Annotated in this window: 19 protein-coding genes; 6 read left to right on the top strand and 13 right to left on the bottom strand. The window is 72.2% G+C overall.

Annotated elements, in window-relative coordinates:
* Positions 1-237: 237 nt before the first annotated feature.
* The 4 genes from ACGFU6_RS01420 to ACGFU6_RS01435 form a co-directional block, all read right to left on the bottom strand.
* Positions 238-726 (bottom strand): DUF6643 family protein, encoded by a 489-nt coding sequence (locus ACGFU6_RS01420; RefSeq protein ID WP_393607442.1) that lies wholly within the window; start codon positions 724-726, stop codon positions 238-240.
* 305 nt (positions 727-1031) lie between these two features.
* Positions 1032-1451, bottom strand: coding sequence for a RidA family protein (locus tag ACGFU6_RS01425; protein ID WP_393607443.1), 420 nt, complete (start codon positions 1449-1451; stop codon positions 1032-1034).
* On the bottom strand, positions 1448-2575 hold the full coding sequence (locus tag ACGFU6_RS01430; protein WP_393607444.1) for a mandelate racemase/muconate lactonizing enzyme family protein: 1128 nt from the start codon (positions 2573-2575) through the stop codon (positions 1448-1450). The genes ACGFU6_RS01425 and ACGFU6_RS01430 overlap by 4 nt, the downstream gene beginning before the upstream one ends.
* A gap of 41 nt (positions 2576-2616) precedes the next feature.
* Entirely contained in the window at positions 2617-3429 is an 813-nt protein-coding gene (locus tag ACGFU6_RS01435; protein WP_393607445.1) for a creatininase family protein, read from the bottom strand.
* Positions 3430-3470: 41 nt separating this feature from the next.
* Here ACGFU6_RS01435 and ACGFU6_RS01440 point away from each other — a divergent pair, with 41 nt between their 5' ends.
* Positions 3471-4427, top strand: coding sequence for an ROK family protein (locus ACGFU6_RS01440; protein ID WP_393607446.1), 957 nt, complete (start codon positions 3471-3473; stop codon positions 4425-4427).
* Positions 4428-4444: 17 nt separating this feature from the next.
* On the opposite strand, the gene ACGFU6_RS01445 is transcribed toward ACGFU6_RS01440, so the two are convergent.
* Genes ACGFU6_RS01445 through ACGFU6_RS01465 form a run of 5 tightly spaced genes read right to left on the bottom strand, consistent with a single transcriptional unit; the run spans position 4445 to position 9558 of the window.
* A complete protein-coding gene (locus ACGFU6_RS01445) occupies positions 4445-5278 on the bottom strand; it encodes an ATP-binding cassette domain-containing protein (RefSeq protein WP_393607447.1) in 834 nt (277 codons plus the stop codon).
* The gene (locus ACGFU6_RS01450; RefSeq protein ID WP_393607448.1) at positions 5275-6093 is read right to left on the bottom strand and encodes an ATP-binding cassette domain-containing protein; all 819 of its coding nucleotides are present in this window, start codon (positions 6091-6093) and stop codon (positions 5275-5277) included. The genes ACGFU6_RS01445 and ACGFU6_RS01450 overlap by 4 nt, the downstream gene beginning before the upstream one ends.
* Positions 6090-6995, bottom strand: coding sequence for an ABC transporter permease (locus ACGFU6_RS01455; RefSeq protein ID WP_393607449.1), 906 nt, complete (start codon positions 6993-6995; stop codon positions 6090-6092). The genes ACGFU6_RS01450 and ACGFU6_RS01455 overlap by 4 nt, the downstream gene beginning before the upstream one ends.
* Positions 6992-7984, bottom strand: a complete 993-nt coding sequence (locus ACGFU6_RS01460) for an ABC transporter permease (RefSeq protein WP_393607450.1) — start codon at positions 7982-7984, stop codon at positions 6992-6994. The genes ACGFU6_RS01455 and ACGFU6_RS01460 overlap by 4 nt, the downstream gene beginning before the upstream one ends.
* Complete coding sequence (locus ACGFU6_RS01465) at positions 7984-9558, bottom strand: ABC transporter substrate-binding protein (protein ID WP_393607451.1); 1575 nt, start codon at positions 9556-9558, stop codon at positions 7984-7986. The genes ACGFU6_RS01460 and ACGFU6_RS01465 overlap by 1 nt, the downstream gene beginning before the upstream one ends.
* A 54-nt stretch (positions 9559-9612) precedes the next feature.
* Here ACGFU6_RS01465 and ACGFU6_RS01470 point away from each other — a divergent pair, with 54 nt between their 5' ends.
* From ACGFU6_RS01470 to ACGFU6_RS01485, 4 genes are all read left to right on the top strand, one after another.
* On the top strand, positions 9613-10479 hold the full coding sequence (locus tag ACGFU6_RS01470; RefSeq protein WP_393607452.1) for an IclR family transcriptional regulator: 867 nt from the start codon (positions 9613-9615) through the stop codon (positions 10477-10479).
* Positions 10476-11516 (top strand): serine hydrolase domain-containing protein, encoded by a 1041-nt coding sequence (locus tag ACGFU6_RS01475; protein ID WP_393607453.1) that lies wholly within the window; start codon positions 10476-10478, stop codon positions 11514-11516. Before ACGFU6_RS01470 ends, ACGFU6_RS01475 begins: the two co-directional genes overlap by 4 nt.
* A gap of 96 nt (positions 11517-11612) precedes the next feature.
* Positions 11613-12083, top strand: a complete 471-nt coding sequence (locus ACGFU6_RS01480) for a MarR family transcriptional regulator (RefSeq protein ID WP_393607454.1) — start codon at positions 11613-11615, stop codon at positions 12081-12083.
* A gap of 139 nt (positions 12084-12222) precedes the next feature.
* Positions 12223-13779 (top strand): hypothetical protein, encoded by a 1557-nt coding sequence (locus ACGFU6_RS01485; protein WP_393607455.1) that lies wholly within the window; start codon positions 12223-12225, stop codon positions 13777-13779.
* 69 nt (positions 13780-13848) lie between these two features.
* Here ACGFU6_RS01485 and ACGFU6_RS01490 read toward each other — a convergent pair whose 3' ends face one another.
* On the bottom strand, positions 13849-14595 hold the full coding sequence (locus ACGFU6_RS01490) for a hypothetical protein (protein WP_393607456.1): 747 nt from the start codon (positions 14593-14595) through the stop codon (positions 13849-13851).
* Positions 14596-14921: 326 nt separating this feature from the next.
* Between ACGFU6_RS01490 and ACGFU6_RS01495 the strand changes: the two genes are divergently transcribed.
* A complete protein-coding gene (locus ACGFU6_RS01495; RefSeq protein WP_393607797.1) occupies positions 14922-15626 on the top strand; it encodes a hypothetical protein in 705 nt (234 codons plus the stop codon).
* A gap of 67 nt (positions 15627-15693) precedes the next feature.
* On the opposite strand, the gene ACGFU6_RS01500 is transcribed toward ACGFU6_RS01495, so the two are convergent.
* The 3 genes from ACGFU6_RS01500 to ACGFU6_RS01510 are packed head-to-tail and all read right to left on the bottom strand — an operon-like array spanning position 15694 to position 18767.
* On the bottom strand, positions 15694-17097 hold the full coding sequence (locus tag ACGFU6_RS01500) for a purine-cytosine permease family protein (protein ID WP_393607457.1): 1404 nt from the start codon (positions 17095-17097) through the stop codon (positions 15694-15696).
* 57 nt (positions 17098-17154) lie between these two features.
* Positions 17155-18084, bottom strand: a complete 930-nt coding sequence (locus tag ACGFU6_RS01505) for an ABC transporter substrate-binding protein (protein ID WP_393607458.1) — start codon at positions 18082-18084, stop codon at positions 17155-17157.
* 11 nt (positions 18085-18095) lie between these two features.
* Positions 18096-18767, bottom strand: coding sequence for an ABC transporter permease (locus ACGFU6_RS01510; RefSeq protein ID WP_393607459.1), 672 nt, complete (start codon positions 18765-18767; stop codon positions 18096-18098).
* Between the last annotated feature and the right edge of the window lie 2 nt (positions 18768-18769).

Genomic DNA, 18769 nt, shown 5'->3' on the forward strand with positions numbered 1-18769 from the left:
AGCGAGCCCGCGGCGCAGGCGGGCATCCGGCGAGGGCGGTCGTCGAGTCCCCATGGCTCGACTGCGCTCTCGCCGGTCGTCTGTGCCGTCGGCATTCCGATCGGGCGGCTGAGGACGGCACTCGGTACGGCAGGGCGCATGCGCCCATTCTGCCAGCCACAGCCGACAGGCCGCCGCCCGCGGGGGGCGGTGTGCCCCCTCAGGGCCCCTGAATGCCCCCGGACGGTTTTCCCGGTCCTAGTACCCGCGGCCCCCCTGGTACGGGCGGTTGTACGGGTCCTCGTACGGAGACTGCGCGGGAACCGGTCGCGGGGACGCGGGACGCATCGACTCGTAGCCGGTACCGGGCGCGGGCCGCGGCTGCTGGTGCTGTTGCGGCGGCGACTGGTAGCCACCGCGGCTCGCGGCGGGCTGCTGCGGGATGTACGGCGCCGGGGCGTGCTGCAGATGTGCCGGCTGCATCGGCGCGTAACCCTGACCCTGCTGAGCGGCCGGCTGCGGGTAGCCGTACGACGGGGTGGGCTGGGAGGGCGCCGAGGGAAGGGCCGGCAACGCCGACGGAAGCGCCGGCAGATAGCTGTTGCCGGTGTCGTAGGCCGCAGGCACTCGGATCGGTGCGATCTGGGGGGTGCCCCGCTCCGCGACCAGGGAGTCGTAGATCGGAGTGTCGGGGAACGACGGCGCGGCGTAGTAGCCGCCACCGTAGGTGGAGCGAGGGGAGGTCATGCCACCTAAGTTAAGCCCACGATGTGCTGATTGGGGAGTCCCAATCTTGGGGTTATCCGTTTTACGCGGATTCTGCCCTCCTGACCTGCCAGAACATTGTTAAAGCCTTCGTTAACAGAGGGGGCTTTTCAGTCGGGGGTTCCGCAGGACGCGAATAGGTCTTGGTCAAATCCGGATAAGCGAGCCGGCCGCGCGGCTAAGGGAGTTCGGCGCCGAGCCGATCATGAACACGGAAAGAAAGGGAGGGAGCGGGCCGCCCACTGTCCGGCGGTCCGCTCCCTCCCCTTTTTCTCCTCCGCGCCCGGTCAGGCGGCCGGGTCGCGCCGCAGCGCCACCACGTCGATCTCCACGAGGATGTCCATCAGGTCCGAACCGACGGTGGTGCGCACCGGGCGCGGATCGCTGAAGTGCTCCCGGTAGACCTCGTCGTACGCCGCGAAGTCCCGTCGCAGATGCTGGAGGTGGACCGTCGACTTCACCACGTCGTCCAGGTCCAGGCCGTCCGCCCGGAGCAGCGCACGGAGGTTCGCCAGGACCTGACGGGTCTGCTCCCGGACGGTGTCGGCCACCGCCCCGGTGTCCGGGTCCTGCGGGCCCAGGCCCGAGGTGAACAGGTACGGGCCGGCGGCGATCGCCCTGCTGTAGCCGCCCGCCGGCGGCGGCGTGCGGTCGCTGTGCACCGCGCGCCTGACGGGGGCCGCGCCGTCCCGGGAAGCGGTGCTCATCGGGTCAGGTCCCCCTCGCGCTCGTTGACGCCGGCGTAGTGGCGCAGCTTGTCCTCGTCGACCGTGACACCCAGTCCGGGACCCTCCGGCACCCGCAGCCGGCCGTTCTTGAGCGTGAGCGGCTCGATGATGTCGTCCGCGTGCAGGTAGTACATGGAGTCGATGGCGCGCGACAGCACCGGAGTGGACGCGACCACCGCGAGGTGCGCGGCCGTCGCGATGCCGAGCTCGCCGCCGCTGTGCAGGTTCATGCCGAGCCCGAACGTCTCGCAGTGCGCGGCCAGCGCCTTCGTCGGGGCTATGCCGCCCCACTTGTACACGTCACCGTGGATCACGTCGACGGCGTTCAGCCGCATTGCCGGCGCGAAGTCCTCGAAGCGGACCACGCACATGTTGGTGCACAGCGGGATGCGGACCCTCTGCCGGACCTGGCTCATGCCCTCGATGCCGACGCACGGGTCCTCCAGGTACTCCAGGTCCAGCTCCTCCAGGGCGATGCCTGCCCGGATGGAGTCCGGCACCGACCAGGCCGCGTTCGGGTCGACGCGCAGGTTCACGTCGGGCAGCGCCTCGCGCACCGCGCGCAGGATGGCGACGTCGCCCTCCACGTCCTTGGTGCCCTTGAGCTTCACGGCCGTGAAGCCGCCCTCGGCCACCACCCGCACGGTGTGGTCGGCCAGGGCGCCCGGCAGCTCCGCGGGGCGGGCACCGGGCGCGTCGGCGCGGGTGATCAGCGCGGTCAGCGGAACCTCGTCGCGGACCCGGCCGCCCAGCAGGTCGGTCACCGACTGGCCGGTGGCCTTGCCCATGGTGTCCCAGCAGGCGACGTCGAGCGCGGCGAGCGCCGCGTAGCCGAGGTAGCCGTAGAAGAACGGCACCATGTGGTGGCGGCGGTGGAAGGACTCCAGGGCGAACGGGCTCGTCCCGATCAGGTCCTTCGCGAGGTCGCGGACGATCGCGGCGACCGGTTGGCCCCACATCGTCTCGCCCCACCCCTCGATGCCGGAGTCGGTCCTGATGCGCACCACGGTGCGCGTCTCCCCGGTCTTCGTCTCGAAGGAGCTGGTGAACGGGTTGACCAGGGGCAGGTTGACGACCTGGACGTCGACCTCGGTGATCTTCATGCGGTGCGGGTTCCTCTCGGTGGGGGCGGGTCGGGGGCGGGTCACGCGGCGGGGCGGGTGGCGGCGTCGAAGGCGAGTACCGCGCGCGTCAGACCGAGGGCGCGGCGCTCCAGCAGACGGACCCCGCTCCCGGCGTCGGCGCCGGACGCGTCGTCGGTGGAGCCGCCCACCCGTTCCCATTCGCCGTGCCGCTCCACGGTCAGACCGGGGTAGGGCGGCTTGTCGAACAGCGGTGGCGGATCGACGGGCTCGCGCCCCGCCCGCCCGGTCCGCACCAGCTCGGGACGGGCGGCCAGCATCAGCGAGGTCTCGAACCAGCCGGCGTGCCCGGGGATCAGCCCGGCGTGCTCGGCGCCCTCGGCCTCCTTCGGGTCCGTCCCGGGCTCCCCGGTGTCGGTGAGCGTCCAGTACGAGCAGGCCGCCGCGGTCACGTCGGCGCGCAGCGCGAACCGCTTGACCGCGAGGCGCATGATCTCGTCGTTGCCGCCGTGGCCGTTGACGACGAGGACCCGGCGGTAGCCGCAGGCGGCCAGCGAGTCCAGCAGCTCGTCCAGGACGGTGCCGAGCACCGGGGCCGACAGGGTCAGCGCCGCGGCGAACAGATGGTGCGGGCTGTGCCCGTACGGCAGTGTCGGCAGCCGGATCAGCTCGGGCACGTCCTCACCGGCGGCGGCCCGCTCCTCCAGGAGGGCCAGGGCGCGGGAGACCACCGCGTCCGCGAGCATCGTGTCCGTGCCCATCGGCAGGTGCTCGGCGTGCTGCTCCTGCGAGCCGATCGGCAGGATCGCGATCCCGTCGGCGGCCGCGGCGCGGGTCTCGCGCCAGGTGCTCTCGGTCAGATTCCGGTGGGTCATGCCGCTGTCTCCCCGGATCGAGGGCATGACAGAGTCGGCGCATGGCGCATGAACGTATTCCTTTGCGGTTGGTACCCGATCCGCAGCCGGACGAGCCGGCCGGGCGGGACGTCGGTGTGCTGGGCGCCGTGGAGGTGCTGCCCGGCCTGGTGCGGTCCGCGCTGCTGGAGCGCACCGGGGTCGTACGGGAACGCGCGCAGGCCCGCTTCGACGCGGGCAGCGGCGACCCGAGCGTGGTCGACGCGGCGCTGCGGGAGGCGGCCGAGGTGTTCGCCGGCCTGACCCCGCTGGGCGTCGGCGTGGCCGCCGCCGGGGTGGTCGACCCGGCGGCCGGCCGGATCGTCGAGGTCAACGACGCGCCCGCGCTGCGCGGCTACCCGGTCGCGGACCGGCTGACGGAGCTGACCGGTGCGCCGGTCCAGGTCGAGCACCGGGCCCGCGTCCAGGTCCTCGGGGACCGCTGGTTCGGCGCGGGGCGCGGCCGGCGCTCCTTCGCGTCCGTCGCGACCGGTGAGGTGCTCGGCGTCGGCATCCTCTACGACGGTCAGGTGCTCGCCCCGGTCGGCGGCCGCAGCGGCGCCCACATGACGGTCACCGCCACTGGCGACGTCTGCACCTGCGGCCGGCGAGGCTGCTGGAAGACCGTGGCGACGACCCGCTGGCTGCGCGAGCGCGCCGCGGAACTCGGCATGGACCCGCGAGCCGTCTCGCCGGGCACGCTGCTCGCCTCGGCCGACCCCGCGGCCCGCGAGCTCGTCGTGCGGTACGCGGAGAACCTCGTGCTCGGTCTCGCCACCGTCCAGCAGCTTTTCGCCTGCGGCCTGTTCGTCCTGCACGGCGAGGCCCTCGACGGCGGTGAGCCGTTCCGGGAGCTGATCGAGAACCTGCTGCGCGCCGACGGGCTCGGCGGCGGCGAGGCCCCCACCGTGGTGCTCGGCGAGCCCGCCGACACCGGCGCGCTGCTCGGTGCGGCGGGGTTGGTCCTGTCCGGGCGCTAGGCCCCCGTGCGGCGGTGTCATGCCGCCTCGTCCTGTACCGCCGCCCGGACGCGGCGCCCCCGCGACGGGTCGGGGACCGGCACCGCGTCCAGGAGCCGCCGGGTGTACGCGTCCTGCGGGTCGGCGAAGACCTGCCGGGCGGCGCCGCTCTCCACGATGCGGCCCCGGCGCATCACCGCGACCCGGTCCGCGATCTGCCCGACGACGGCCAGGTTGTGCGAGATGAAGAAGTACGTGAGCCCCAGGCGTTGCTGGAGCTCCGCGAGCAGGTCCAGGACCCGGGCCTGCACGGACACGTCGAGTGCGCTCGTCGGCTCGTCCAGGACGACCAGGCGCGGCTCCAGGGCGAGGGCCCGTGCGATGGAGATGCGCTGGCGCTGCCCGCCGGAGAACTCGTGCGGATAGCGGTCCAGGATGTTCGCGTCCAGGCCCACGGCGTCCAGGAGCTCGCCCGCCCGTTCGCGTACCGCCGCCCGGCCGCGCCGCCCGCGCGCCCACTCCTCGTGCGTGACGAGCGGCTCCGCGACGATGTCCGCGATGCGCATCCGCGGATTCATGCTGGAGTAGGGGTCTTGCAAAACGACCTGCATCTGCCGTCGCAGCGGCCGCAGTTCGGCGCCGGTCAGCGACAGCAACTCCGTACCGTCGAACCGCACACTGCCCGCCGTGGGCTCCAGGAGACGCAGCAGCAGCCGGGTCAGCGTCGTCTTGCCGCAGCCGGACTCCCCGACCAGGGCGAACGTCTCTCCCTCGCGGACCGTGAGGGAGACGTCGTCGACGGCGACGCTCGGCGGCCGGCCGGGGAACTCCTTGCGCAGTCCGCTGATTTCCAGAAGGTCGCTGGTGGTCATGGGGCGGGCTCCAGTCGGGGGGTGGCGGCCAGCAGGTCACGGGTGTACTGCGCGCCGGGACGGGCGAAGACCTGCTCCACGTCCCCGGTCTCGACGACCTCGCCGTGCCGCATGACGGCGACGCGGTCGGCAGTCTCCGCGACCACCCCGAGGTCGTGCGTGATGAGCAGGACGGCCATGCCGTGCCGGCGCTGCAGCGTGACGAGGAGTTCGAGGATCTGCCGCTGCACGGTCACGTCGAGCGCCGTCGTCGGCTCGTCCGCGATCAGTACGCGCGGCCGGGCCACGAGAGCGGAGGCGATCATGACGCGCTGGCGCAGCCCGCCGGACAGCTCGTGCGGGAACTGCCGGTAGCGGTGCTCCGGGTCGGGGATGCCGACCTCGTCGAGCGCGGTGAGCGCCGCCAGCCGCGCCTCGGCGCGGCTGTGGCCGCCGTGCAGCCGCAGCGCCTCGGCGACCTGCGCGCCCACCCGTTGCAGCGGGTCGAGGCTGGTCATCGGGTCCTGGAACACCATGGAGATCCCGGCGCCGCGCACCTTGCGCAACTCCCGCTCGCGCAGGGCCAGTACGTCCATTCCGTCGAGGAGTACCCGGCCGCCCGCGTACACGCACGGCGGCTCGGGGTTGAGGCGCATCGCGGACAGCGCGGTGGCGGACTTGCCGCTGCCGGACTCACCGACGACGGCGAGGGTCTCACCGGCGGCGACGGACAGGCTCACACCGCGCACCGCGTGCACGGTGGAGGCGGCGAGTTCGAAGTCGACGCGCAGGTCCCGGAATTCCAGGACGGGCGCGGTGTCGGGGGAGTGGGTCATCGGCGGTACGCCTTCGGGTCCGCGACGTCGCGCAGCGCGTCGCCCAGGATGTTGATGGCCAGGGAGGTGAGCATCAGGGCGACACCGGGGAACACGGCGATCCACCAGGACGTTCCGAGGTACAGCTGTCCGTCGGCGAGCATGCCGCCCCAGGTCACCGTCTCCTTGGGCACGCCCAGGCCCAGATAGCTGAGCGAGGCCTCCGCGACGATCGCGGCCGCGATGTGCAGCGTGCCGATGGTGGCGAGCGGCGCCATGACGTTGGGCAGCAGGTGCCGCCGCATGATCGTCAGGTCGTTGACGCCGATGGCCCGCGCCTCGGTGATGAAGTCGCGGGTGCGCAGCGACAGGACCTCGGAGCGCACCACGCGGGCGTACGAGACCCAGCCGGTGATGCCCAGGACGACGATCACGTAGCCCAGTCCCGAGCCGACGAAACCGACGACGGCCAGCGCCAGCAGGATGGCGGGGAAGGCGAGCTGGACGTCGGCGACGCGCATCACGACGCGGTCGGTCCAGCCGCCGAGGTAGCCGGTGGCGAGGCCCGCGGCGGTGCCGATGACGCCGGCGAGCAGAGCCGCGCCGGCGCCGACGAGGAGCGAGACGCGGGTCCCGTACACGATGCGGGAGAGCAGGTCACGGCCGAGCTGGTCGGTGCCGAGCAGATGGGCGCCGCTGCCGCCGGACTTCCAGACGGGCGGCTGGAGGCGGGCGAGCAGGTTCTGCGCGTTCGGGTCGGCGGGCGCGATCAGCGGTGCGCACAGCGCACAGACGACGATCAGCGCGAGGAGGATGAGCGCGACCGCGGCGAGGCGGTTGCGCAGCAGGGAACGCCATAGGGACGGCTGCTTCGCGGCGGCCGGGGCGACAGCGGCGGTGGGTGCCGGGGCGGTGGTGGTCATCGGGAGTTCCTCACCCTCGGGTCGAGGAGGCCGTAGGACAGGTCCACGAGCAGGTTGACCACGACGAACGTGGCGGCGAAGAGCAGCACAGTGCCCTGGACCAGGGGGAAGTCGCGGTTGGCGATGGCCTGCACGGTCAGCTGGCCGACGCCGGGCCAGGAGAAGACCTGCTCGGTGAGGATGGCGCCGCCGAGCAGGCTGCCGACCTCCAGACCGACCACGGTCACCACGGGCAGCGACGCGTTGCGCATCCCGTGCCGCAGCACGGTGCGCACCGGGCCCAGACCGCGGGCGCGGGCGGTGCGGATGTGGTCCGAGCCGAGCACGTCGATCAGGGACGAACGCAGCAGCCGCGCGACGACGGCGACCGAGTAGACGGAGAGCGTGACCGACGGCAGGACCAGGTGCGCGAACGTGCCGTACCCGGAGGCGGGCAGTGCGTGCAGGCCGACGGCGAACACCAGGATCAGCAGGATGCCGATCCAGAACGGCGGCGTGGACTGCCCGACGAGCACGGCCGTGATGACGCCGCGGTCGGCCGGCTTGCCCCGGCGCATCGCCGCGATCGTTCCGGCGGGCAGCGAGATCAGCAGCGTCACCACGAAGGCGCCGGCCGCGAGCAGCAGGGTGGCCGGGATGCGGTCGGCCAGCACCTGGCGCACCGGCTGGTTGTAGAAGAGGGAGTCGCCGAAGTCGAAGCGCGGCAGGCCCCACAGATAGTCGAGGTACTGACTGAACAACGACTTGTCCAGGCCCAGGCTGTGCCGCAGCACGCTCTCCTGCTGGGCGGTGGCGTCCGGCGGCAGCATCACCTTCACCGGGTCGCCGGACAGCCGCACCAGGAAGAAGACGACGGTCGCGGTGCACAGCAGTACCAGGACCGCGGTACCCAGGCGGGCGGCGGCCGGGCGCAGTACGGCGACGAGGCGGCGGCCCGGTGCTTCGGCCGTGCCGGCGGACCCGGCGGGCAGGGTCAGGGACTCGCTCATCACACCGCCACCTTCGCGCTCGCCATGTCGAGGATTCCGGCGGCGCCGGGCGTCCAGCTCGGCCGGGTGTTCTGCACGTAGATGTTGTCGATCTGGTACAGGGACACGAACGGCGCCTCGTCCTTGATCAGTTGCTGAAGACCGGAGAAGGCGCGGCGGCGCACGGCGGGATCCACGGACAGTTCCTCGACGTCCACGAGCTTGTCGGCACGCTTGTTGTGCCAGCGGCTCTGGCGCCGGTCGCTGCGCACGTTGGACTGGAGCATGCTCTCGCCGTCCAGCGTCCACACGGTCGAGGCGGCCAGGTACATCGGGCCCAGCGCACCGTGGTTGTCCGAGGTCAGGCGCTGGGCGTAGGTGCCCGGGTCGAGCAGATTCACCCTGGCGTGCACCCCGGCCTGGGCGAGCAGCCCCGAGATGGCCTCGGCGACGTTCGCGTCGATGTTGGAGGCGGTGAGCGAGGTGCTGATGCCGTCCGGGTGTCCGGCCTCCGCTAGGAGCGCGCGCGCCTTGGCGGCGGAGCGGACGTAGGGCTTCACGGCCTCGTCGAAGCCGAAAGCCCCGCGCGGGATCATCGCCGGAACCTCGGCGGCGTTGCCGCCGAGCACCGCCTTGATGAGCAGGGGTACGTCGACGGCGTGGTTGATCGCCTGACGGACCCGGCGATCGCGCAGCGGACCGGTGGACAGGGTGTCGAGCGACAGGTACGAGGTGCGGACGCCGGTGTGGTGGCCGATCCGCACACCCGGATAGCCGGCCAGCTGCTGCGCGGCGTCCGGGGTCATGCCCGCCACGATGTCCACGCCGCCGCTCTGCAGGGCGGCCAGCGCGGACGAGGAGTTGGGGGCGGGTACGAAGACGAGTTCGTCGACGTGCGGGCGGCCCTGCCAGTGGTCCGCGTAGGCGCTCAGCCGCAGTTCGTGGTCGCGCTGCCAGCGCCGGAACGCGAAGGGGCCGGTGCCCACGGGGTGTGCGGCGAAGCCCTCGTCCCCGACCTTGTCCAGGTAGCGCGGAGGTACCACGACACCTCCGAACAGTGACAGCTTCGCGGGCAGGATCGGGTCGTGCACCGAGGTGTGGAGGTCCACCGTGTAGCGGTCGACGACGCTGACGTCCTCGACGTAACGCAGCTCCACGATGGGTGACTTGGTCGCGGGGTCGAGCAGCCGCTTGATGCTGAACCGGACGGCCTGCGCGTCGAACGGCTCGCCGTTGTGGAACGTGACGCCGCGCCGCAGCTCGAACCGCCAGACCTTGGGTTCGACGGCCTTCCAGGAGAGCGCGAGCCTCGGCCGCAGGGTGTTGTCGCGGCCCAGGGTGGTGAGCGTGTCGAAGATGTTGATCAGGGCGTTCATCGACGTCATGTCGCCCTGCTTGTGCGGGTCCATCGTCTTGGGATCCCCGGTCTGGGAGACCCGCAGGACGTTGCCGGCGGCGTCCGCGGGCGGCGCCCCGCATCCGCTGAGCAGCGCGGGGACGGTCAGCGCGGGCGCGGCCAGAGTGCTCGCACGCAGCACCGAGCGGCGGGACCAGCCGGCGCGGGGGCCGCTTTGCCCTCCACGTATTCGTTCCATTGAACAACACACCCGTTCCGGTGAATGGAATGCAGTGCGGGTAAGGTAATCCCCATGGGGAAACCGGTCAACAGTCGTTCGCAGCAGCAGACGTCCGCCACCGCTCTCGACGAGGCGGCCGTGACAGCCCTTCCACCCGCGCCAGGCCCGGTGGACAAGGCGATGGAAGTTCTCTCCGCCCTCGCGGAAAACGGAGCACCACACCGCCTCGCGGACCTCGCCCGCCACACGGGCCTCGCCAAACCCACCGTGCACCGCCTGCTGCGCGCTCTCGCGGCCAACGGTTACGCCGAACCGGCCGAGGGTGGCAGCTACCGCCCGGGGCCCCGCCTCCTCGGGCTCGCCGCGAGCGTGCTGGCCGACGACGCCGCCACCCGACAGGCCGCTCCCGTCCTGGAGGAACTACGCATCCGCACCGGCCTGTTCGCCTCCTACGCCGTGCGCGACGACCGGACCCTGGTCCACCTCCGCGTGCACGCCCCCGCCCAGGGGCCCGCCGTCGGCCTGCGCCCCGGCACGCGCGAGGCCGTCACCGCGGGCGCCGCGGGACTGGCGCTGCTGGCGGCCCTGCCCGCCGGTGACGCCGAAGACCTGCTGACCGGCCCGGACGGCGCCCCCGCCGACGAGGCGACGCGCACCGCGCTGGCCGCCGCCGCCCGCGACGGCTACGCCGCCGACAGCGCCGACTCCTGGCGGGACCGCCGCGCACTCGCCGCGCCCGTGCGCGGCGCCTCGGGCCACCCGGTGGGCGTGCTCGTCCTCACCGGACTCGCCTTCACCCTCGACGAGGCGGCCGCCCGCCTGTACGGGCCGATGGTGCGCTCCGCCGCGGCCTCGGTCTCCGCGAGCCTGGCCGCACAGCCGGGCGCCCGGCTCGGCCTCGTGGCCGACCCGGGCCAGGGAGCGGGGCGGACACGATGACCACCCACCACGCGGCGGCGCGGCGGCGCATCCTCGAACAGGGGCGGGAGCGCGGCCTGTACTCGGGCGCCGCCTGGTCCCTGGGCGACGCGAACGGCCCCTACGACCGGGGCTGGACCGGAACCCGCGCGCACGGCGGCACCCCCCTGGACGGCACCGACCTGTGGGACCTCGCGTCGGTGACCAAGCCGATCGTGGGCCTCGTCGTCATGGCGCTCGTCGAACGGGGTGTACTCGGCCTCGACGACACGGTGGGCCACCACCTGGGCCGCTACCGCGACAGCCCGCACGCCGGCCGCACCGTCGCCCAACTCCTCGATCACACTTCCGGACTGCCCGGCGGCGTCCCCCTCTACCGCCGGCACCCCACCCGCGAATCGCTGCTCGCCGCGCTCGGCACCCTGGAGCGCGGCACCGAACCGGGCACCCATGTCGCGTACTCCTCGCAGGGGTTCATCCTCCTCGGCCTGATCGCAGAACAGGCGGCGAACCGGAGCCTGGACGCCCTGCTGGCCGACCTGGTCAGCGCCCCCGTCGGTCTCCCCGACCTCTGCTTCAGGCCCGGCCCCGAACGGCGGGCCCGTGCGGTGGCCACCGAGGACTGCCCCTGGCGCGGCCGGACCGTGACCGGTGAGGTGCACGACGAGAACGCCGTCGTGCTCGGCGGCGTAGCGGGCCACGCCGGTCTCTTCGCCACCGTCACCGACATGGAACGGCTCGCACGCGCCCTCCTCGGCGGCGGCCCGCCGCTGCTCGCACCGGACACCCTCGCGCTGATGACCGCGCCCCGCACCGACCACCTGAACCTGCGCCGGTCCCTGGCCTGGCAGGGAACCGACCCGCACGCCTCGCCCGTGGGTGACACCTTCGGCTCCGCCTCGTTCGGTCACACCGGTTTCACCGGCACCAGCCTGTGGATCGACCCGGAGGCGGGCCGCTACGCGATCCTGCTGGCCAACCGCGTCCACCCGCACCGGGCCGAACGCGGATTCACCCCCCTGCGGAGGGAGTTCCACGACGTCCCGGCCGGTCGCTGACTTCGGTCCGGCAGGTTTCCGCGGGTCCGGCGATCCCGAAGGCGACGCATCGATGGAGATGCATCGTCAACGATGGACCTGGCGTAGTGTGCGGCCATGAGTTCCTCGACGACCCCGGTCCAGCTCTTCCTCCTCGGGCGGACCCTCATGAAGATCGGGGAGGAGGCTCTCCCCGGTCTGCCTCCGGGTGCCGACGCCCATCGCGTCGGCACCCGCGCGGCCCTCGTCGTGCTGAGTGACCTCCTCGGCCACCCGGACACCTCGGTCAGCGCGATCGCGGTGCGCACGGGCCTGCCCCAGAGCCAGGTGTCGGGCGCCGTGGCCCGGCTGAAGGACGCGGGTTCGATCGTGACCGCGCCCGACCCGGCCGACGGCAGACGGCAGTTGATCCGCGCGGCGCCCCAGGTGTCGGAGCGGGTCTCCGAAGTGCGGGCGTCCCGGATCGACGACGCGCTGGCCACCGCGCTCGGCACGGACGACTCCGGGCGGCTGCGCGAGGTCGCGGAGGCCCTGGACGTGCTCGCCCGGCACCTCACCCCCGAGGCGGCGGGCCGCCTGCGGTCGTGAACCGGGACGGGAGACGACGGCAGTCCGGGGCCGGGCGCTGCGTAACAGCCTTCCCGCACCTCATTGACAGCGCTTTCTGAGGTGGGCGAGTATCCCTTCCCGAACACCCCTGACAACGTTGTCCACAGCGGGAGACCTCATGCAACCGCAGGAGCACCAGGGCGGACTGCCGCGGCGGCGGCTGCTCCAGGCAGGCGCCGTACTCGGTCTGGCCGCGACCGGGGTGGCCAACGCGTCACCCGGCCACGCGGCCACGCGGGCGGCGGCGGCCGGGCCGCCCGGCATCGAGTTCGGCGGCGGACAGGACCAACTGCTGGGCGCCGCCTACCGGTCCGCGTGCCACAACCTGCTGGACATCAACACCGTCCCGTACGACCCGGCCGAGTACAACCAGACCGGCCTGATGACGGACTCGCCCGGAACGTTCATCCGGGCGGGCGGCGGATACGAGCAGCCCTGGACCCGGGACGCGTCGGTCAACTCCTGGAACGCCGCCAGCCTCCTGACGCCGGACGTGGCGCGCAACACCCTGTGGGCGGTGTGCCGGCGGCAGGACGACGGCACGCTGATCGTGCAGCAGGACAACCAGTGGTGGGACCAGATCGTGTGGGCGGTCGCCGCCCGGCACCACTATCTGGTCACCGGGGACCGCGAGTTCCTCACCGACGCCTGCCAGGCCGCCGTCAACACCCTTCGGGCCGACCGCGATCAGCACTTCAACGAGAGCTACGGCCTCTTCGAGGGACCCGCGTTCCTCCAGGACGGAATCGCCGGCTACCCCGCCCCGCCCGCCGATCCCGACAACCCCTCCTCGTTCGTCCTCGACCACCCGGGCACGGACAGGATGATGTGCCTGTCCACCAACTGCCTCTTCCACGCCGGGTACCTCGCCACCGCCGAGATGGCGCAGGAGACGGGCGATGCGCGCACCGCACGGGAGTTCCGGCTGGCCGCCGCCCGGCTGCGCACGGCGATCAACGCCCACCTCTGGCGGCCCGACGCGGGTACCTACGGCTACTTCATCCACGGCGCGGGCGAGCGGGCGGGCCGGCTGGAGACGTACCAGGAGGCCAACGGCCTCGCGTTCGCCGTGCTGTGCGGGGTGGCCTCCCGGAGCCAGGCGCGTACGGTCCTGGACCGGACCCATCACTCCCCGCACGGCGTGGTCAACGTGTGGCCGCACTTCGACCGCTTCGACGACGCGCACCCCGGCCGCCACAACGCGATCGTGTGGCCGATGACGGTCGGGATGTGGGGGCACGCGGCGGCGGCAGGCGGCCGGACGGACCTGCTGGCCCGCGCGGTCACCGACATCGCCTCCCTCGAACACCGGGACGGCCATTTCTGGGAGATCCACAACGCGATCACGGGCGCGGTGGACGGCGGTTGGCAGAACGCGCGGCAGTGGGGCTCCGAGCCGGACCAGACCTGGTCGGCCACGGGCTACCTGCGCCTGATCCACCAGGGCGTCTTCGGCATCCGGCACGAGCGGGACGGGATCCGGTTCACCCCGAACCTGCCGCACGGATGGGGTCCGGTGACCCTGCACGACGTGCCCTACCGTGACATGACGCTGGACATCACCCTCACCGGCTCGGGCCGCCGGGTGGCCTCGTCGACCGTCGACGGACACCATCGCAGCGCGGTCCCGGCGGGACTGCGGGGCCGGCACCGGGTGCGGATCGAACTGCGCTGAGCTCCTGGGGACGGACCGGCGGGCCCGCGATGGCTCCCGCCGGTCCGGACGTTCTCCCTGTCGGCGTGCTCAGGCCCGGCTGCGGCGGCGGCGCAGGGCGGTGAGGCCCAGCAGCCCCCCGCCGGCCGTGACGAGGGACGCGGCGGCCACGGTGGTCGCGGAGGCGCCGCCGCCCCGGTCTTTGCCAGCTGCGTGGTCGTATGGGAGGTCGTCGTGCCGGCGGCTGTCGCCGAGGGCGTGGCCGAGGCGGTCGCGGAGGCCGAGGTCGCGGCCGTCTGGGTGGCGGTGCCGGTGGCGGCCGCCTTCAGCGTGAGCGAGGCCGACGAGCCGCAGAAGGTGCAGGTGGTCGGTGCCGCCGTTGCTGTCTCCGTTGTGCGGGGTGCCCATCGGGAGGCCGAGGCGCAGTTGTACGGTCCGCGCCCGGCCGGCGGCCAGCGGGAAGGTGTCGGGGAGTTCGCCGGCGAACTCCGTACCGGTCAGTGTCAGCGGCACCGTCTTCCACGCGGTCGTGCCGAGCCGGTACTGCAGGCTGACGGCGTTCGGCGGCTGGCCCTCGCCCCCATCGATGCGGTAGCCCAGTCGCGCCGAAGAGGCGTCGACCGCACCGGTGTTGGATGCCGTGGTGGTGAAGCCGACCAGCCCGCCGGCCAGCCCGATCTCCGCCGGAGCAGCCGTTGAGACGGACAGCTCGGGGGGCTCCGTGTCCGCCGCTGCCGCCGTGGCCGGCGGTGCCAGGACGGCACCGGCGGCGGCCAGCAGCAGACCGGCGCCCGCGGTCGTGGCGGACGAACGCAGTCTGCGTGCGGTGATGTTCAACGTATCTATCCCCCCGGAGTGCGTGTGTGGCGCGGTGGACCGACGTGCCCGATGGCGGTGAGCGGATTCGCTTGCCGTCTGGCAGAGTTGGACACGCCGGTCCGGCATCCGCTCGTGATGTGTTTTGCGACGGTTCGGTAACCGGCGGGGCGCGCCCCGGAGGAGGGGGCAACGCCCCGTCATGTCAGCCGGCCGGCGCGGAATGCGCGGAGCCCGCCGGTGTTGGGACGGAACCTGGACATGTACAGGACCATTTCAAGATCGACTCGGCCCTAGTGTCGGTGCCAGCAGGGAATCACCGCAATCGAAAGCCGCTGGAGTTCATGATGCGTTCGCGTCTCGCCGCCCGTTCCGCCCGTCTCGTCCTGGCCGCCGCGGCGGTGACGGCCCTCGCCGTCACCGCCACCGCCTGTGGGCCCGAAGACACCACGGACACCGGCAGCTCCGCGGCCCCCTCCGCCGCCGCATCCGACAGCGGCAGCTCCTCCGGCGACACCGCTTCCTCCGGCGGCTCCTCCACGGGCGACGCCTCATCGAGCGGCTCGGGCGAGGAGACCGGTTCCGGGGACAAGGCCTCCTCCGGCGGCGACACCGGCTCCGGCTCCGGCGACAAGAGCGGCTACGGGCAGTCCTGCGGCACCAACGACCTGGACTTCACGATCACCTCGGAGTCGCAGGCGGGCGGCTACTACCTGGTCGCCGCCAAGGCCAAGTCCGGCATCACCTGCTACCTGGACCCCAACACCCCCAGCGTGTCCTTCGGGTCCGGCGCCGACGGTGCCGCGTCCCCGGTCGGGCAGGGCGGCGAGGACCCCATCAAGCTCAGCGGCTCCAGCGTCGCGTACACCGGAATCAACCCCATCACCACCAACAGCAATGACGGCAAGGAGTTCGACAGCGTCATCATCTCGACCACCGAGGACGACGCCAACCCCGCCGAACTGAAGCTCCCCGACACCGCGCACGTCGACAAGCCCATCGTCACCAACTGGGCCACCGACAGCGCCGAGGCCGTCCCCGTCATCGCCTGACGGAGCCGTACCCGGGCCCCGACGGACGCCGCCCCGCACACCGCGGCGTCCCTCGGGGTTCCTGCGGCTACCGGGGAGGCGCCAGGGTGTACCGCGTCTCCTCCGGAACGTGCGACGTGTCGCGGCGGGCCAGCAGCCAGTACAGGGCCGCGGGGATCACCAGGCCCACGATCCAGGAGATGTCCGCGCCGCCCAGCGGATCCACCAGCGGCCCCGTATAGAAGGTCGTCGCGAGGAACGGGAGCTGGGCGAGCACACCGGCCCCGTAGACCGTGAGCGCGTCCCAGCGCCAGGCGCCGTAGCGCCCCCCGGGGTCGGAAAGCGCCGGGATGTCGTACCGCTCCCGCGAGATCAGGTAGTAGTCGACCAGGTTGATCGCGGACCACGGCGTGAAGAACGTCAGCAGGAACAGCAGGAAGTCCTTGAAGGACGTCAGGAAGCTGTCCTTGCCCAGGAGCGCCACCACCGTCCCCGCCACCATGATCACCGCGATGTACGCGGCCCTGCCGCGCGGCGACAGCGTCTTCTGGCCGCGGAATCCGCTGATGCCGGTCACCATCGACATGAAGCCGCCGTAGGTGTTGAGCACGTTGATGGTCAGCTTGCCGAACGCGATCACGAAGTACAGGAACGACGCGATCAGCCCCGCACCGCCCAGGCCGACGACGTATCCGACCTGGTCGGAGAGGAACGCGTCCCCCGCGCTCGCCGCCACGAGCACCCCGAACGTCATCGACCACTGCGAGCCGATGGCCGATCCCGACAGCGTCCACCAGAACGTGGCCCGGCCGGACGTCGTACGCGGCAGATAGCGCGAGTAGTCCGCGACGTACGGCCCGAAGGCGAGCTGCCAGGACGCCGAGAGCGACACCGCGAGCAGGAACATCGGAAGATCGAAGTGCGCGTCCCCGAGCAGCGCCGACAGGTCCACCCGGTCCAGGAGCCGGATGCCCAGGTAGATGAAGGCCAGCGCGCAGACCACGCTCGCCACCCGCCCCAGGACGTGGATCACGCGGTAGCCGACCGCCGCCACCACCGCCGTGACCACCGCGAAGACGATGATGCCCGTGGTGTCGTCGGTCTGCGTGAGCTGGGCGGTGGCCTGTCCGGCCAGGACGCTGCCGCTCGCGAAGAAGCCCACGTACATCAGGACGACCAGGAGGAGCGGAACGACCGCGCCGCGCACCCCGAACTGGGCGCGGGACTGGATCATCTGGGGCAGGCCGAGCTTCGGCCCCTGCGCGGAGTGCAGGGCCATGACGGCGCCGCCGAGCAGATTGCCCAGCAGGAGGCCGACGGCCGACCACACCACGTCGCCGCCGAAGACGACGGCGAGCGCGCCGGTGACGACTGCGGTGATCTGCAGGTTCGCGCCGAGCCAGAGGGTGAACTGACTGAACGCTCTGCCGTGCCGTTCGCCGTCCGGGACGACGTCGATGGAGCGGCGCTCCACCAGGTCTTCAGCTGCCATGACTCGGTTACCCGGCCTCTCGTTGGTATGTCCTGCCGTGCGGTCCCGCGACGGGCGCTACTTGATTCCGTGCTGTGCCGCCCAGTCGCCCGCGACGTCCTCGGGGTCCTTCTTGTCCTTGTCCACCAGGCGGTTCAGCTCGGTGAGGTCCTCGGTCGTCAGCGCGTTGCCGAGGCGGGCGAGCGCCTTGCGGACCGTCGAGTCGGCCTTGCGGTCGGCGATGAGCGGGACGATGTGCTGGCCCGGGACCAGGTTCTTGGGGTCGGTGAGCACGACCCAGTGTTCGGCGGCGATGTCGGTGTCGGTGGTGAAGAGGTTCGCGACGTCCACGTCCCCCTTCTTCAGGGCGCCCTTGACCAGCGGCCCCGAGGAGTCGAGGGACTTGAACTCCTTGAACTCGACGCCGTACACGTCCTTGAGTCCCACCGCGCCGACCTCACGCTTCTTGACCTCGGGTGCTGCGCCGATGACGAGCTTGCCGTTGTGCCGGGCGAGGTCCCCGAGTGACTTGAGGCCGTACTCGGCGGCGGTCTCCCGGGTGACGACGAACGCGTCGGAGTCCTCGGCGCGGCCGTAGGGCAGGATCTGCAGACCGGCCGGCAGGGCCACGGCCAGGGCGTTCTGCATCTCGCCCTCCTCCGCGGCCTTCGACTTCGTGTCGAGGTAGTGCAGCAGGGCGCCCTGGTACTCGGGCAGGAGGTCGATGTCGCCGCCCTTGAGAGCGGGGATGAGGATCTCGCGGGTGCCGAGGTTGGGGCGGACCGTGGTCTTCACACCGGCCGCTTCGAGCGCCGCCGCGTAGAGGTGGCCGAGGACCTGGTTCTCCGTGAAGTTGGCGGTGCCGATGGTGACGCCGTCCTTGCTGGAGCCCCCGCCCCCGCCGCCGGACCCCTGCCCGTCGAGCGAGGTGACGCCGCCGCTGCAGGAGGCGAGCACGGGGACGGAAGCGGCGGCAAGGAGTCCGCCGAGGAGGTTTCTGCGGTTCATCGTGTTTGCTCCTAGGCCGACTTGGCGGGGCGGTTGCGGAAGAGGGCGCGTTGCAGGGCGGAGAGCGCGAGGTCCAGGACGACGGCGACGAGCGCCACGAGCACGGCTCCGCCGAGTACCTGTACGAGGTCGCGCTGGGCGAGCCCGTCGAAGACGTACCGGCCGAGCCCCCCGAAGGAGACGTACGCGGCGATGGTGGCCGTCGCGACGACCTGGATGAGGGCGAGTCTGAGCCCGGTCATGATCAGGGGGAGTGCGAGGGGCAGTTCCACCTGGAAGAGGACCTGGTGCCAGCGCATGCCCTGGCCGCGCGCCGCGTCCCGGACCTCGGGGTCGACGGCGGTCATCCCGGCGTAGGTGTTGGTGACGATGGAGGGCACGGCGAGCGCCACCAGGGCGATGTAGACCGGCCACATCGAGAGGCCGCTGGCCAGGAAGACCAGCACGACGAGCCCGACCGTGGGCAGCGCGCGCCCGAAGCTGGAGAGGTTGATCGCGAGGAAGGCGCCGCGGCCGGTGTGCCCGATGAGGAGGCCGACCGGGAGCGCGATGGCGGCGGCGATCAGGGTGGCGAGCAGCGAGTACTGGAGGTGTTCGGCGAGGCGGTGGCCGATGCCGTCCGGCCCGGTCCACTGCTCACTGCTGACCAGCCAGGCGCCGAGGTCCTTGAAGAGTTCGTACATGA

Source organism: Streptomyces sp. NPDC048462, from assembly GCF_043200175.1.
Lineage (GTDB): Bacteria > Actinomycetota > Actinomycetes > Streptomycetales > Streptomycetaceae > Streptomyces.